This is a genomic window from Pseudomonas sp. 2822-17, assembly GCF_002742485.1.
GTDB lineage: Bacteria > Pseudomonadota > Gammaproteobacteria > Pseudomonadales > Pseudomonadaceae > Aquipseudomonas > Aquipseudomonas cyclaminis.
Window position 1 is genome coordinate 119,025 of sequence record NZ_LJRZ01000247.1, and the last position, 14,679, is coordinate 133,703.

The 14,679-nt window shown below is 60.7% G+C and carries 13 protein-coding genes; 10 read left to right on the plus strand and 3 right to left on the minus strand.

What is annotated here, in order from left to right; translation table 11 throughout:
* Positions 1-205: 205 nt before the first annotated feature.
* Positions 206-550, plus strand: coding sequence for a DUF4019 domain-containing protein (locus AOA60_RS02280; protein WP_256592794.1), 345 nt, complete (start codon positions 206-208; stop codon positions 548-550).
* Positions 551-642: 92 nt separating this feature from the next.
* Here AOA60_RS02280 and AOA60_RS02285 read toward each other — a convergent pair whose 3' ends face one another.
* Positions 643-2,256 (minus strand): methyl-accepting chemotaxis protein, encoded by a 1,614-nt coding sequence (locus AOA60_RS02285; RefSeq protein WP_099582964.1) that lies wholly within the window; start codon positions 2,254-2,256, stop codon positions 643-645.
* 146 nt (positions 2,257-2,402) lie between these two features.
* Between AOA60_RS02285 and AOA60_RS02290 the strand changes: the two genes are divergently transcribed.
* Both AOA60_RS02290 and AOA60_RS02295 read left to right on the plus strand, forming a co-directional pair.
* Positions 2,403-3,611, plus strand: a complete 1,209-nt coding sequence (locus AOA60_RS02290; protein ID WP_099582965.1) for a multidrug effflux MFS transporter — start codon at positions 2,403-2,405, stop codon at positions 3,609-3,611.
* Between the two features lie 118 nt (positions 3,612-3,729).
* Complete coding sequence (locus AOA60_RS02295; protein ID WP_099582967.1) at positions 3,730-4,587, plus strand: glucose 1-dehydrogenase; 858 nt, start codon at positions 3,730-3,732, stop codon at positions 4,585-4,587.
* 183 nt (positions 4,588-4,770) lie between these two features.
* On the opposite strand, the gene xerC is transcribed toward AOA60_RS02295, so the two are convergent.
* The gene (xerC, locus tag AOA60_RS02300) at positions 4,771-5,685 is read right to left on the minus strand and encodes a tyrosine recombinase XerC (protein WP_099582969.1); all 915 of its coding nucleotides are present in this window, start codon (positions 5,683-5,685) and stop codon (positions 4,771-4,773) included.
* A 108-nt stretch (positions 5,686-5,793) separates the two neighbouring features.
* A complete protein-coding gene (locus AOA60_RS02305) occupies positions 5,794-6,606 on the minus strand; it encodes a M949_RS01915 family surface polysaccharide biosynthesis protein (protein ID WP_099582970.1) in 813 nt (270 codons plus the stop codon).
* A 398-nt stretch (positions 6,607-7,004) separates the two neighbouring features.
* Here AOA60_RS02305 and arnC point away from each other — a divergent pair, with 398 nt between their 5' ends.
* From arnC to AOA60_RS02340, 7 genes are read left to right on the plus strand one after another with little or no spacing between them, the layout of a single operon-like run.
* Positions 7,005-8,036, plus strand: coding sequence for an undecaprenyl-phosphate 4-deoxy-4-formamido-L-arabinose transferase (gene arnC, locus AOA60_RS02310; protein ID WP_099582972.1), 1,032 nt, complete (start codon positions 7,005-7,007; stop codon positions 8,034-8,036).
* A complete protein-coding gene (gene arnA / locus AOA60_RS02315; protein WP_099582974.1) occupies positions 8,033-10,024 on the plus strand; it encodes a bifunctional UDP-4-amino-4-deoxy-L-arabinose formyltransferase/UDP-glucuronic acid oxidase ArnA in 1,992 nt (663 codons plus the stop codon). The genes arnC and arnA overlap by 4 nt, the downstream gene beginning before the upstream one ends.
* Entirely contained in the window at positions 10,024-10,908 is an 885-nt protein-coding gene (gene arnD, locus AOA60_RS02320) for a 4-deoxy-4-formamido-L-arabinose-phosphoundecaprenol deformylase (RefSeq protein ID WP_099582975.1), read from the plus strand. Before arnA ends, arnD begins: the two co-directional genes overlap by 1 nt.
* Positions 10,905-12,560 carry a lipid IV(A) 4-amino-4-deoxy-L-arabinosyltransferase gene (arnT, locus tag AOA60_RS02325; RefSeq protein ID WP_099582977.1) on the plus strand — a complete coding sequence of 552 codons (1,656 nt, stop codon included), beginning with the start codon at positions 10,905-10,907 and terminating at the stop codon, positions 12,558-12,560. Before arnD ends, arnT begins: the two co-directional genes overlap by 4 nt.
* Complete coding sequence (gene arnE / locus AOA60_RS02330) at positions 12,557-12,904, plus strand: 4-amino-4-deoxy-L-arabinose-phosphoundecaprenol flippase subunit ArnE (protein WP_099582979.1); 348 nt, start codon at positions 12,557-12,559, stop codon at positions 12,902-12,904. The genes arnT and arnE overlap by 4 nt, the downstream gene beginning before the upstream one ends.
* Positions 12,901-13,302 carry a 4-amino-4-deoxy-L-arabinose-phosphoundecaprenol flippase subunit ArnF gene (gene arnF / locus AOA60_RS02335; protein ID WP_099582980.1) on the plus strand — a complete coding sequence of 134 codons (402 nt, stop codon included), beginning with the start codon at positions 12,901-12,903 and terminating at the stop codon, positions 13,300-13,302. Before arnE ends, arnF begins: the two co-directional genes overlap by 4 nt.
* Positions 13,299-14,678 carry a UDP-glucose/GDP-mannose dehydrogenase family protein gene (locus AOA60_RS02340; protein WP_099582982.1) on the plus strand — a complete coding sequence of 460 codons (1,380 nt, stop codon included), beginning with the start codon at positions 13,299-13,301 and terminating at the stop codon, positions 14,676-14,678. Before arnF ends, AOA60_RS02340 begins: the two co-directional genes overlap by 4 nt.
* The last annotated feature ends 1 nt before the right edge of the window (position 14,679 follow it).

Consider the following 14,679-nt stretch of genomic DNA (forward strand, 5'->3'; position numbering starts at 1 on the left):
ATGCCAGATGCAGATATGTCGAATCAGTGCCTTACGAGACTCATGAACATTTTTAACATAGCACCTCGTTTAACATAATATACATTATGCGTAACTATATGTGTCTGACTGCCAGGCGTAGGGCTGAAGAATTCACGCACCACTCCAGCCTTTTTCACCGGCCTGACGGCATTCCTTCAACTGTCATCTTTACTCGTCGCAACGGATGTCGATCAGTGCCTTGGAGATTTTGCATGAAGCTGCTTGCAGTCTTGGTGTTCTCGCTCGCATCGCTTGCTCAGTGGCTGCGATATCAGCTTCAACAACAATACGCCCAAGGTCACTGCAAACGATCCCGGCACGCCGCAACAGCAACGCCATCGGCTTTATCGATCAGATGCCGGGCGCACCCGCCGGAAATTACCCAGTGATCGAGTTCGCCTCGACGTTTGCCACGACCACTGTCCAAGAGAAAGTGATCGTGCGTGACGACGACAAACACTGGGGAATCGTCGGTTATTTCGTCCATATGCGCGTTGTTTTCGGTGAGGCCGCCAAGAAAACCCCCTAGCCGGACGCCGCCTCAACTATTCAATAATGATATAACTCAACTAAATATCTATTTAGTTGAGTTATATAAACAGCGTTCCGGCCCTGCCCACGTCAAAGCTGAAAACGGTCTACCGATTGCGACAATTTACCCGCCAGACTGGACAGTTCATCCGTGGTCGACGCCGTTTGCCCAATCACGCGGCTGTTGTTTTCCGACATGCCGGCGATCATTTCCACCTGATGCGAGATCTCATTACTGGCCAGGCTCTGCTCGCCAATAGTGCGCGAAATGTCATTCACCAACTCTGTAGTGTTCAACGTGGCCTGCAGAATCTCGCGGATTGCCCGTTCGACTTCCGCCGTCACTGCCATGCCTTTGTCCACTTGTGTGACGCCCTCCTCCATGCTGGTCACCGCCTCCCGGGTGTTTTGCTGGATACGTGCGACCATGCTGGCAATTTCCTGGGTCGAGGCACTGGTGCGGCCCGCCAGGCTGCGCACTTCATCGGCGACCACGGCAAAACCCCGGCCTTGTTCACCTGCACGCGCCGCTTCAATCGCGGCGTTGAGGGCCAACAGGTTGGTCTGGTCGGCGATGCCTTTGATGACTTGGATAATGCTGAAAATCGCCTCGGACTCCTTGTCCAGCGTACGGATCACTTGGGCCGATTGCTGCGCCGAACGGGCAATCCCATCCATGTCCTTGACCACCTGGTGAATGACTCGGCCACCATCCTTGGCCAAGGCTTCAGCCTGGTTGGCCATGTCCAGGGCGCGGCCGGCGTGGCGGGTGATTTCTTCGATGCTCGCCGTCATTTCACTGGCTGCTGCCGCCATGGTGCTGGCGGCCGCGCTTTGTTGCTGGCTGCTGCCGGCGACTTCATGGCAGCCGTGGCTCAATTGTTCGCTCATGCCATTGACGCCGTGGGCGTTGCTGCGCACCACTTCGATCATGCCGCGCAAGTCTCGCTGCATAGTGGCGAGGCTCAGAATCAGCGTGCCGGCTTCATCCTTGCGCTTGGGTTCGACAATCGGTTCGCTCAAGTTGCCCCTGGCGATACTCGCCGCGATGCGACTAGCCGTTTGCAGCGGCCCCATGATGCTCAGGATGACCCAGCGGCCTTGAGCCAACAACAGCAACAGGCTGGCAATCAACACCGTGCCCAGGGTGAAGTTGGCAGTGCTGATGGTTTGACGCGTGCCCTCGCCGGTCTGCTGGGTCTCGGTTTCGATCAGTTCACTCAGGGCCGCCATTTGGTCTTCCAAGTGGCTGAACGCGGTGTTGAAACTGTCCAGTTCTGCGCGAGCGGCTTCGGGATTTTCCAAGGCCAGCGCGACGATGCGCTCACCGGCACTGACGTAGGTATCCAGGCTGGGTTTGATTTTTCCCAGGCTGGCTTTGAGGGCTTCATCCAACGGCAGCTTGAGGTTGTCGCCCAGCACCTGGCGAAAGTGCTCGGCATGCTCCTTGAGCGAACTGGTGACCTCGGCCTTGGTGCTGGTGCTTTTCCCCAAGCCCACCAGCATGGCCGACAGCACGTCGGCGCGCAGGGCGTCGTGCATCATGTCGGCTTCCATATGGTTGCGCAGCACCGTCATGCTCACTTCGTTGGCCTGCACCGCCTCGCCCATGCGCGCGTTGCCCAGGTAACTGGCCAGGCTCATGACCAGGGCAGTGAGCATTCCGGTCGCTATCAACAGCATCAAGCGTAATTTGATCGTCATGCGGGTATCCCCATACCTGGACCGCCGGTTGGGAGCCCAACCGCTATGAACGTTATCGGCAACAGTTGCTGGTTAGTGAAGCCTAAGTTTGCGGATCTGCACGGATCCCTTAAGCTGGCCGTCCCTTGCTCCGCCCGGAACTGCCCATGTCTCGAAGTATTGCCCATTTGGCCCTGCTGCTGGGCCTGATCACCGCCGTCGGCCCGTTCGCCATCGACATCTACCTGCCCGCGTTGCCAACCCTGGGTGCCAGCCTGCACGCTTCGCCCGCCGCCGTGCAGATGAGCCTCACTGTGTTCTTCGTGATTGTAGGTGTGTGCCAACTGTTTTACGGGCCGATCAGCGATGTCTTCGGCCGTAAACCACCGATATATGCCGGCCTGCTGATTTTTGCCATTGGCAGTATCGGTTGCGCCCTGGCGCCGACCATCGAAGTGCTGATTGGTTTTCGGGCGCTGCAAGCGTTTGGTGCCTGCGCCGGCATGGTGATCCCACGGGCCATCGTGCGCGACCTGTACACCGGTCATGAAGCAGCGCGCCTCATGTCGTTGCTGATGCTGGTGATGAGTGTCTCGCCAATCCTCGCGCCGCTGGCCGGCAGCGTGGTGATTGCGCTCTGGAGTTGGCGCGAAGTGTTTGCCGTGCTGGCGGTGGTGTCCTTGTTGTGCATGGTCATGACGGCGGTGCAATTGCCCGAAACCCACCCGCCCGAGCGTCGCCTGGGCAAGACCCTGGGCAACGCCTTCAGCAGTTACGGGACACTGCTGCGCGATCCAGTGTTTATCGGTTTGTCGGTGGTCAGCGGCTTCGGGTTGGCTACCTTCTTTGTATTTATCGGCAGCGCACCCTTTGTGTACATCGAGTATTTCGGCCTGACGCCCACGCAATTCAGCCTGTGTTTTGCCCTGAATGCAGCGTCATTTTTCGCCATGAGCCAACTGACCGCGCGCCTGAGTGCCCGCTTCGGCCTGGTGCCGTTGATTCGCGGGTCGGTCACCGCGGTGGCGGCTGTCATGCTCCTGCTGGCGCTCACCACGTTGTGGGTGGATAGCCTGGCCTTGATGATGACCCTGTTGTTTATCGGCTTCGGCTTCCTTGGCTTGCTGTTGCCGGCGGCCGGCGTTCTGGCGCTGGAAGATCACGGCGCGGTGGCGGGTTCGGCCTCTGCCTTGCTGGGCGCGATTCAGATGATCACGGGCGCTGTGTCCATGACGCTGGTCGGTGTCTTTGCCGACCACACGCCGGCGCCAATGATCATCGGCATTGCGCTCTGCGCGGTCGCGGCGATGCTCACGGTTATCTGGACATTGCGCCGTTTGCCCGCCCACCTGGCGAGCGCCCCGCCCTCCCCCTGATGGCCTGCGGCAGGGGGAGGCGCCAACCATTCGTCGGGCTTGGGCGGGATCCGGCACAACTATCGCCGGCCACGGAATTACTAACTCCATAGCACCCTTGGAACCTATGGAGATTGAAATGACTGACTATCCACGTCCGCCCTTCGCCCCCCAAGCCCAATCGGTCCCCGGCTCTCAGAAGAAAATGGACCCGTACCCCGACTGTGGTGAGCAAAGCTATAAAGGCTCCGGCCGTCTGGCCAACAAGATCGCGCTGATTACGGGGGCCGACAGCGGCATCGGTCGCGCAGTTGCCATTGCGTTTGCCCGCGAAGGTGCCGATGTCGCCATCGCCTATCTGGATGAACACGAAGACGCCAAGGAAACCGCCCGCTGGGTGGAAGAAGCCGGTCGACAGTGCCTGTTGCTGCCCGGCGACCTTGCGCAGAAAACCCAGTGCCAGGCAGTGGTCGACAACACCGTCAAACAGTTCGGCCGCATCGATGTGCTGGTCAATAACGCCGCGTTCCAGATGACCCACGAAACCCTCGAAGAGATCGAGGACGAGGAATGGGTGAAGACCTTCGATATCAACATCACGGCGATGTTTCGCATCTGCAAGGCCGCCCTGCCCCATATGAAGGCTGGCAGTTCGATCATCAACACCAGCTCGGTCAACTCCGACATGCCCAAACCGACGCTGCTGGCCTACGCCGCCACCAAGGGCGCGATTGCCAACTTCACGGGTGGCCTGGCTCAGCTTCTGGGCAGCAAAGGCATTCGTGTCAACAGCGTCGCGCCAGGGCCAATCTGGACGCCGTTGATCGTGGCGACCATGACCGATGACGATGTGAAGCACTTCGGCGAGGAAACCCCGCTGGGCCGTCCGGGCCAACCGGTGGAAGTGGCGCCGATATATGTGCTGCTTGCTTCGGATGAAGCCAGCTACATCTCCGGTTCACGCTACGCGGTGACTGGGGGCAAACCCATCCTCTAAGGCTGAACATGATCCTTGTGGTGAGGGAGAGCTTGCTGTGGTGAGCGGGCTTGCTGTGGTGAGCGGGCTTGCCCCGCGCCGGGCTGCGAAGCAGCCCCACTAAAGCTGCCGAGATTGTTCAGTGGAACCGCGTCGGTAGGTTTTGGGGCCGCTTCGCGGCCCGGCGCGGTGCAAGCCCGCTCACTACAGGTCGAACCGGTCTACGGCTCGACGGCGTTCGTTGTCGTCACGCACGTCGTAGCTGGCGGTGGTCTGGATATTGGTGTGATGCGCCAGTTTCTGCGCAATCGACAGGTCATGTTCCTCGATCACCCGCGTGATGAACGAACGGCGAAAATCGTGGGGCATGATCTTGACCCCCACCTGCTCCCCGCGTTGCCGGGCAATGTAGTAAATCGCATGTTTGGTGATGCGTTCCCGAGTGATATGGCTGCCCCGACGGATGCGATTGAACAGGAAACTGTCGTCCTGCTCACCCTCTTTCAGTTGCTCGCGCCGAAACGCCAACCACGCCTGCAGCTTGGCAAAAGCCCAGTCCGGCGCGTACTTGATCAGTTCTTTGTTGCCTTTGCCGGTTACCCGCAAACTGCGTTCGTCGAAATTGATCTGTGACAGGTCAAGGTTGACCGATTCCGACTTGCGCATCCCAGAGCCGTAGAGAATGCCGATCACCGCCGCATCACGCAGCCCCTGTGGTCGAGGGTCAGCGGCGCAGACTTCCATCATTTCGCGGATCAGCGTGCGCCGCAGGTTGCGGCCTTGGCCCAGCCGTGTACCGGGCGCGGGTTTGACCGTGCGCATTTTCAACAAATGTTCCTGGCTGATCAGGCTCATGCGCCAGGCTTCATTCATCACCCCGCGCACCGCGTTGACATACAACGATGAGGTATTCGGCGCGTAGCCGTCTTCGCGCAAGGCCGCCACCAGGGCGATGACATGTTCAGGTTGCAGCAGGTGCCAGTCGATGTCTTCAAGGTTGATGTCCTCGAAGCCCAGGCGGTCGGCAGCGTCCTGCAGCACATAGCGCATGGTCAGTTGGCTGGAAGGTGCCAAACGGGTGAGGTAGAGGGTCAGCGGATTGCGGATAGACTCAGACAAAATAGATCAGCCTTTGGATTAAATACCTCGAACAAGCCATTGTTTAATCGAGGTATTTAGTGAATTGGCGAGGGCCGAGTCTAGCGCAGGGCGGCCCCTCTTACCAAATCACGGGGCGGTTTCTTCATCCTCGGTGGGTTCCTGGGGCTGGGTCTGGGCCTGGCTCCACTCGGCGTCCTGCTTCTGCATCAGTGCGAACCAATGCTGGCGCATGAACGTGAGATACGCCTCGGGCGCCTTGGCGAAATCCTTCTCATCGCCATAGCAACCCGGCAATGGCAATTCGGTGCCCTGCTCCTTGTACTGGCTGACCAGCGCCTGTTGCCCGGCGATGCTGCAATCCTTGGGCAGCGGCATACCGCGCAGTGCCCCGGCCTCTTCATCCCACCACGCGGCGCCGTAGCGGTCGACACCGCGCAAACGGTACTTCTGCGACTTGCCCACGTGCATGATCAGCTTGAACTCATTGGGGCTGACGTCGCTGGTGCAGGTGCGCGAATAGCCCACAGTGGCCTGGGTGATGCCATCGCCGGCCAGGTCGGTGACCTTGGTTGCGCCCTGATCGAAGCGCAGGGAGGCGTCGAACTCACAATGCTGTACATCGTCGTAGAGCATCCACACGCGCTTGGGGCGGTTGCCGTCAATCAGGTACTGGGCGGCATACACAAAGGCCGACTGGGTGCCGTCGTCATCCCGCTCGCTGACCTGTTCAGCCAGCACCAGCAGGTTCTTGCCCTGGCGGTCGTCCCAGGTATAGGCGGCGATCTGCTTGCCACGCACTTCCACGCCATCCGGCACTTGATCGATGCTGGTCAGCGCTACGCCTTCATCGGCGCGTACGGTCGCGACACACGCCACGCTCATCAACAACCCCATCAATACCGGCCGCAACTGGCCGCGTAAAAGCTGCACGCTATTCATCCGATCACCCTGGCAAGAGAGCGCTTACTTTACCGGCACTTGGCGGGTATTGCAGAGAAGATTGTTGAATAAAACGCCACGCCGGGATGGGCGTGTCACACCGGAACCAAACGCCTTACAGACAGTTCCTATATCGCCCCAGCCCGCCTTAGTTGACTAGCTGAACCCTAGCTGTCTGCCTGTCAAATAAACGAGTTTTTCATCTGCCTTTCATATCTGTTCCACATTTTTACGCTTAATCTTAAACCCAGTACTTCATAGCGTTCCGCGCTTTAGCGACTAACCTATTGATTATGCTCCACCTTTAGCGACGCTTTTTAATCTGCGAGCCACCCGTTCGCCCAATGATTGCTGCTGTTTTCACGCGCCAAGTTGCTCTAACCCGAGGTCATGATTCTTTGAAACCCTACCCTATTCATTGCGTGTCGATCGTTATCCCGGTCTACAACGAAGAAGAAAGCCTGCCCGAATTGCTGCGTCGCACCACCGCAGCCTGCAAGCAACTGGCCTACGAATACGAAATCATCCTGGTGGATGACGGTAGCCGTGACAATTCTGCCCAACTGCTCGAAGACGCTGCAGCTGAAGACGGCAGCCACGTAGTGGCCGTGATCCTCAACCGCAACTACGGCCAGCATGCGGCGATCATGGCTGGTTTCGAACAATGCCGGGGCGAAGTGGTGATTACCCTCGACGCCGACCTGCAGAACCCGCCCGAAGAAATCCCGCGCCTGGTGGAACAAGCCGCCCTCGGCTACGACGTGGTGGCCACCGTGCGCAACAATCGCCAGGACTCGGCCTTTCGCCGCTGGCCGTCACGCCTGATCAACCTTGCCGTGCAGCGCTCCACCGGCGTGGCCATGACGGACTACGGCTGCATGCTGCGCGCCTACCGCCGCACCATCGTCGATGCCATGCTCGCCTGCCGCGAGCGCAGTACGTTTATCCCGATCCTGGCCAACGGTTTCGCGCGCCACACTACCGAAATCCTGGTGCACCACGCCGAGCGTGAACACGGCGAGTCCAAATACAGCGCCATGCGCCTGATCAGCCTGATGTTCGACCTGCTGACCTGCATGACCACCACCCCTTTGCGCCTGCTGTCCATTGTCGGCTTCAGCCTGGCGGCCCTGGGCATGCTGTTCGCCTTCGCGCTGATCGTCCTGCGCCTGGCCTTCGGTGCCGACTGGGCGGGCGACGGCCTGTTCGTGCTGTTCGCAGTGCTGTTCGTGTTCACCGGCGGCCAGTTCATTGGCATGGGCCTCTTGGGTGAATACCTGGGCCGCATGTACAGCGATGTGCGCGCCCGCCCCCGTTTCTTTATCGAAAAAGTGCTGCGCAACCAACCGGCAGCACCGGCTCCCGTGGTCGTCGTTGACGGCCTGGCGTCTTCCCATACTTCCACTTCTGCCGATCAGGTCCAGTCATGAGTTCAAAAGCTGTTGTATTCGCGTACCACGATATTGGGTGTGCAGGCATTGAAGCGCTGCTCAATACCGGCTACGAAATTGCTGCCGTGTTTACCCATGCCGACGACCCCAAGGAAAACAACTTCTACGGCTCCGTCGCCCAACTCTGCGCACGCAATGGCATCCCGGTACATGCCCCGGAAGACGCCAACCATCCCTTGTGGATTGAGCGCATCGCCAAGCTGAACCCGGACTACATCTTCTCCTTCTACTACCGCAACCTGCTGAGCGAGCCTTTGCTTGCCACCGCCAGCAAAGGCGCGTTCAACCTGCACGGCTCGCTGCTGCCCAAATACCGTGGTCGCGCGCCGGCCAACTGGGTACTGGTCAACGGCGAGACCGAAACCGGCGTGACCCTGCACCGCATGGTCAAGCGTGCCGATGCCGGCGCGATCCTCGCCCAACAGAAAGTCACCATTGACCGCAGCGACACCGGCCTCACTCTGCACGCCAAGCTGCGTGAAGCGGCCAGCAACCTGCTGCGCGATGCTTTGCCGCAACTGGCCCAAGGCAAGCTGAGCGAAACCGCACAGGATGAAAGCCAAGCCACTTACTTCGGACGCCGCACCGCGGCAGACGGCAAGCTGGATTGGAAACAACCGGCCGAAACCCTGTTCAACCTGGTTCGCGCCGTGACCCAACCGTATCCGGGCGCCTTCTGCGCTGTGGGCGAGCACAAGCTGATCGTGTGGCAAGCCGATGTGGTCAAGGGCAACGAAGGCCTGGCGCCGGGCCGTGTGATCAGCGTCAACCCGCTGCGCATCGCCTGCGGTGAAGACTCCCTGGTGGTCAAGTTCGGCCAGCGCAACGACAACGGCCTGTACCTGGCCGGTCCTTCCCTGGCCAATGAACTGGGCCTGGTGGACGGCTCCGTGCTGCGCGGCGCCGAGTCCGGCCGCACGCCGCGCCGCACCCGCGTACTGATCCTGGGCGTCAACGGCTTTATCGGTAATCACCTGTCCGAGCGCCTGCTGCGTGACGACCGTTACGAAGTCTACGGCCTGGACATCGGCTCCGACGCCATCGAGCGCCTGCGCAGCCACCCCAACTTCCACTACGTGGAAGGCGACATCAGCATCCACACCGAGTGGATCGAGTACCACATCAAGAAGTGCGACGTGGTCCTGCCGCTGGTGGCCATCGCCACGCCGATCGAATACACCCGCAACCCGCTGCGCGTGTTCGAGCTGGATTTCGAAGAAAACCTCAAGCTGGTGCGCTACTGCGTCAAGTACAACAAGCGCGTGATCTTCCCGTCGACCTCCGAAGTCTATGGCATGTGCCAGGACCAGTACTTCGATGAAGACACCTCCAACCTGGTGGTCGGTCCGGTCAACAAACAGCGCTGGATCTACTCGGTCTCCAAGCAACTGCTGGACCGCGTGATCTGGGCCTACGGCGCCAAGGGCCTGAACTTCACGCTGTTCCGTCCGTTCAACTGGATGGGCCCGCGCCTCGACCGCCTGGATTCGGCGCGTATCGGCAGCTCCCGTGCAATCACCCAGCTGATCCTGAACCTGGTGGAAGGCACGCCGATCCGTCTGTTCGACGGCGGCGAGCAGAAGCGCTGCTTCACTGACATCGCCGACGGCATCGAAGCCCTGGCCCGCATCATTGATAACGACAACGATGCGTGCAACGGCCAGATCATCAACATCGGCAACCCGGAAAACGAAGCCAGCATCCGCCAGTTGGGCGAAGAGCTGCTGCGTCAGTTCGAAGCGCATCCGCTGCGCGGCAACTTCCCGCCGTTCGCCGGTTTCCGCGACGTCGAGAGCAAGGCGTTCTACGGCACCGGTTACCAGGACGTGGCACACCGCAAGCCAAGCATCGAAAACGCCAAGCGCCTGCTGAACTGGGAGCCGACCGTGGAAATGAGCGAAACCATCGGCAACACCCTGGATTTCTTCCTGCGTGAAGCCATGCTCGAAATCGCGGACAAAAAGTAATGAAGGCTGGCTTGCGCATTGACGTCGACACCTACCGTGGCACCCGTGAAGGTGTGCCGCAGCTGCTCGAAACCCTGGCTGAAGCCGGGGTCAAGGCGACGTTCTTCTTCAGTGTCGGGCCGGACAACATGGGGCGCCATTTGTGGCGCCTGATCCGCCCGCAATTCCTGTGGAAGATGCTGCGTTCCAACGCCGTTGGCCTGTATGGCCTGGATATTCTGCTGGCCGGCACCGCCTGGCCAGGCAAGCCGATTGGCCGTGACCTGGGGCACCTGATGCGCCAGGCCAAGGCCGCCGGGCATGAAGTCGGCCTGCACGCCTGGGATCACCACGGCTGGCAGGCCAATACCGGGCGTTGGAGCGAGGCACAGTTGGTCGAGCAGGTCCGGCGTGGTGTCGACACCCTGAGCGACATCCTGGGTGAGCGCGTCGATTGCTCGGCGGCCGCCGGTTGGCGTGCCGATGAGCGCGTGGTGCAAGCCAAGCAAGGTTTCAACTTTCGCTATAACAGCGATTGCCGGGGTACCAGCCTGTTTCGACCGACCTTGGCCGATGGCAGCGCGGGCACCCCACAAATTCCGGTGGACCTGCCGACCTTCGACGAAGTCGTCGGGCCGGTGGTGGCTGCCAAAGACTTCAATGGCTTCATCCTCGACCGGTTTGCCGAGTCGAAGCTCAACGTCTACACAATCCACGCAGAAGTAGAAGGGATTCTGATGGCCCATGACTTTCGCCAGTTGCTTGCCCAGGCTGGGCAGCGCGGCATCCACTTCACCCCCCTGGGCGATTTGTTGCCTGCGGACGTGACCACCCTGCCCCAGCAACAGTTGGTACGCGGCGCCTTGAGCGGCCGCGAGGGTTGGCTGGGAGTACAGCAGGCATGATCCGCCGCTGGGCCTTGCCCCTGCTCCTGTTGGCATTCGGCGTGTTTTACCTGCTGCCGCTGGCCACCCATGGCTTGTGGATTCCAGATGAAACCCGCTACGCGCAGATCAGCCAGGAAATGCTGCTGACCGGCAAGTGGGCGTCGCCGCACTTCATGGGCATTCGTTACTTCGAAAAACCCGCCGCCGGGTATTGGATGATCGCGCTGGGCCAGGCGATCTTCGGGCAGAACCTGTTTGGCGTTCGCTTCGCCTCGGCCCTGAGTACCGGCCTGAGCATCCTGCTGGTGTACCTGGTGTCGCGTCGGCTGTGGAATGACCCGCACAAGAGCCTGGTCAGCAGCGTGCTGTACATGAGTTTTGTCAGCATCGCGGCGTTGGGCGGCTATGCCAACCTCGACCCGCAGTTCACCTTCTGGGTCAACCTGACCGGCGTGGCCTTGTGGTTCTGCTTCGACAGCACCACCCGTAATGGCCGCCTGGGCGCCTGGGCGTTGCTGGGCTTTGCCTGTGGCATGGGCTTTATGACCAAGGGTTTCCTGGCGTGGCTGCTGCCGGTGTTGATCGCCCTGCCCTACGCGATCTGGCAGAAACGCTTTGGCGAGTTACTCAAGTTCGGCGTGGTTGCCGTGGTGGTGGCAATTGTGGTCAGCCTGCCTTGGGCGCTGGCTGTGCACCTGCAAGAGCCGGACTACTGGAATTTCTTCTTCTGGCACGAGCATATCCAGCGCTTTGCCGGCGACGATGCCCAGCACGCCGAGCCGTTCTGGTATTACCTGCCGCTGCTGGTCGCGTTTTGCCTGCCTTGGGTGGCCCTGCTGCCGTCAACGCTCAAACAGGCGTGGCAGGACAAGCGCAGTGCAAAAATCGGCTTCGTGCTGCTGTGGCTGCTGATGCCTTTGGCGTTCTTCAGCCTGGCCAAAGGCAAGCTGCCGTCCTACATCATGCCGTGCCTGCTGCCCCTGGCCCTGCTGATGGGCTCGACCCTGGCGGACAAACTCGCTGCCGGCCGTGGCCGTGTGCTGCGGATCAACGGTTGGCTGAACCTGGTGATTGGCGTCGCGGTATTACTGGCGCTGGCGTGGTTTCAACTGAAAAAGCCGGTGTACGCACACGGCGACGAAACCCTCAGCCTGGTGCTGGTGTTTGCCTTTCTGTTCAGCTGGATCATCGTCAACCTGTTGCAGGCCGCACGGCCGCTGCACCTGTGGGCGGCACCGGCGCTGGGCAGTTGGCTGATGGTTGCCCTGCTGCCGGCCGCACTGCCGCACTCGGTGGTCTACAACAAGACGCCGGATCAATTCATCATCGATCACCTGCAGGAGCTACAGCCGGCCACCGCGTTGCTGAGCAATGACCTGGGTGCGGCCTCGGCGCTGTCGTGGCGCTTGCAGCGGCCGGACGTGACGCTCTACAACACAATCGGCGAAGTGAAGTACGGCCTCGCTTATCCGGATGCAGCCCATCACAAGGTGGATACCCGGCAAGTCCAGCAGTGGATGAGCGACGCCCGCAAAAAAGGTGCGGTGGGTGTGGTGATGCGCGTTAAAGGTGACGATGAAATTGCCGAAGTTGCATTGCTGCCCACTGACGGTCAGCGCTATGAGCAAGGCAATCTGATGATTCTGATCTTCCCGCAGGTGGCGCCGTGATCACCCTGCTGTTGTTACTGGTGGCCTGCCTGCTCACCTGTATGGGCCAGGTTTCACAGAAATTTGCTGTAGAAGGCTGGCGCGACCAGCCCGACGGCTGGGCACTGAAACTGCGCTCACCGTGGCTGTGGGCGGCGCTGGTGTGCCTCGGCCTGGGGCTGCTGGTGTGGCTGCTGGTGTTGCAGCGCCTGGAAGTCGGTATCGCCTACCCCATGCTCAGCCTGAATTTCGTGCTGGTCACCCTGGTGGCGCGGTTTGTGTTCCATGAAACCATCGACCGTCGTCACTGGCTGGGTGTGCTGCTGGTGATTGCCGGCGTCGTGCTGCTGGGGCGCCAGGTATGAGCCGGGCTCAAGGCTTCGCCCTGGCCCTGGGCAGCGTCGGCCTGGTCAGCGCCGCCCAGTTGGGCATGCGCTGGAGCATGACGCGCTTGCCGCTGCCCAACGAATGGCTCACGGCCCGCATTGATCCGGGCGCCCTCGGCGTGGTGAGCCTGGCGATCTGCGCCTATGCGTTGTCGATGCTCTGCTGGCTCGGCGCACTCAAGCATCTGCCACTGGGTCGCGCCTATTCGCTGCTGAGCATCAGCTACGCGCTGGTGTACCTGCTGGCGGCCAGCCTGCCGGTGTTCAACGAACATTTTTCCGTTTCAAAAACCCTGGGGGTGGCGCTTGTCATCCTCGGTGTGCTGATCATCAACTCTCGTCGTGCCAGTGCTACAAGCCCCAGGAATGCCCCATGAAAATCAGTGTATTTGGTAGTGGTTACGTCGGCCTGGTACAGGCCACCGTATTAGCCGAAGTCGGTCATGATGTGATCTGCATGGACGTCGATCAAAACAAGGTCAAGCTGCTGCAGCAAGGCCATGTGAGCATCTTCGAGCCGGGGCTGGCCGCGATGGTCAAGGAGAACCTGGAAAGCGGGCGCCTGCATTTCACCTTTGATGAAAAGCTCGCCGTCGAACACGGTGAAGTGCTGTTTATCGCCGTCGGCACGCCGTCGGATGAAGACGGCTCGGCCGACTTGAAATACGTGCTTTCGGTGGGTGATGCCGTGGCTCGTCATCGGGTGGCCCCGGTCATTCTGGTGGAAAAATCCACCGTCCCCGTGGGCACCGGCGACACCTTGCGCGCCCACATCGAAAAAGCCCTGCACGTCGCGGGTCGCCACTTGGAGTTCGATATCGTCTCCAATCCGGAATTCCTCAAGGAAGGCTCGGCGGTTGCTGACTGCCGCCGCCCGGACCGCATCATCATCGGCTGCGAGCGCGAAGAAGTCCGCGAGGTCATGCGCGATCTGTACGCGCCGTTCAACCGCAACCATGACCGCATTATCTTCATGGACCTGCGCAGCGCCGAACTCACCAAGTACGCCGCCAACTGCATGCTGGCCACCAAGATCAGCTTTATCAACCAGATCGCCGAGCTGGCCGAGCACCTGGGGGCGGACATCGAAGCCGTGCGCCTGGGCATTGGTGCCGACTCGCGCATCGGCTATCACTTTATCTACCCCGGTTGCGGCTACGGCGGTTCGTGCTTTCCCAAGGACATGCGCGCCTTGATCCACAGCGCCAAACAGGCCAACTGCTCCAGCGACCTGCTGGAAGCCGTGGAAGCCATCAATCAACGCCAGAAGAGCAAGCTGTTCGAGCGCATCAATGCGTTCTTCCAGGGCAACCTGCGCGGCAAGACCTTCGCCCTGTGGGGCCTGGCCTTCAAGCCCAACACCGACGACATGCGCGATGCCCCCAGCCGCGTGCTGATGGAAGCGCTGTGGGCGGCGGGCGCCAACGTACGCGCCTTCGACCCGGAAGCCATGCAGGAAACCCAGCGCCTCTACGGCGACGAAGAGCGGCTGATGCTGATGGGTACGCCGGAGTCCACCCTGGTGGGCGCCGATGCGTTGATCGTGTGCACCGAATGGCAGCAGTTCAAGGCCCCTGATTTCGACCTGATCCACCAGCGCCTGAAAACCCCGGTGATCTTCGACGGCCGCAACCTTTACGACGGCGAACGCCTGTCGCGCAAGGGCTTCCAGTATTTCCCGATTGGCCGGGGCGACTCGTGCCAGTTGCCGATTCCGCAGCAGCAGTGGGTGCCGCAGGTCGTGGAAGCCTGAT

Coding starts and splice junctions, on each gene's coding strand:
- AOA60_RS02280 (WP_256592794.1), top strand. CDS start 206: ATGTCGATCAGTGCCTTGGAGATTTTGCATGAAGCTGCTTGCAGTCTT.
- AOA60_RS02285 (WP_099582964.1), bottom strand. CDS start 2,256: ATGACGATCAAATTACGCTTGATGCTGTTGATAGCGACCGGAATGCTC.
- AOA60_RS02290 (WP_099582965.1), top strand. CDS start 2,403: ATGTCTCGAAGTATTGCCCATTTGGCCCTGCTGCTGGGCCTGATCACC.
- AOA60_RS02295 (WP_099582967.1), top strand. CDS start 3,730: ATGACTGACTATCCACGTCCGCCCTTCGCCCCCCAAGCCCAATCGGTC.
- AOA60_RS02305 (WP_099582970.1), bottom strand. CDS start 6,606: ATGAATAGCGTGCAGCTTTTACGCGGCCAGTTGCGGCCGGTATTGATG.
- arnA (WP_099582974.1), top strand. CDS start 8,033: ATGAGTTCAAAAGCTGTTGTATTCGCGTACCACGATATTGGGTGTGCA.
- arnD (WP_099582975.1), top strand. CDS start 10,024: ATGAAGGCTGGCTTGCGCATTGACGTCGACACCTACCGTGGCACCCGT.
- arnT (WP_099582977.1), top strand. CDS start 10,905: ATGATCCGCCGCTGGGCCTTGCCCCTGCTCCTGTTGGCATTCGGCGTG.
- arnF (WP_099582980.1), top strand. CDS start 12,901: ATGAGCCGGGCTCAAGGCTTCGCCCTGGCCCTGGGCAGCGTCGGCCTG.
- AOA60_RS02340 (WP_099582982.1), top strand. CDS start 13,299: ATGAAAATCAGTGTATTTGGTAGTGGTTACGTCGGCCTGGTACAGGCC.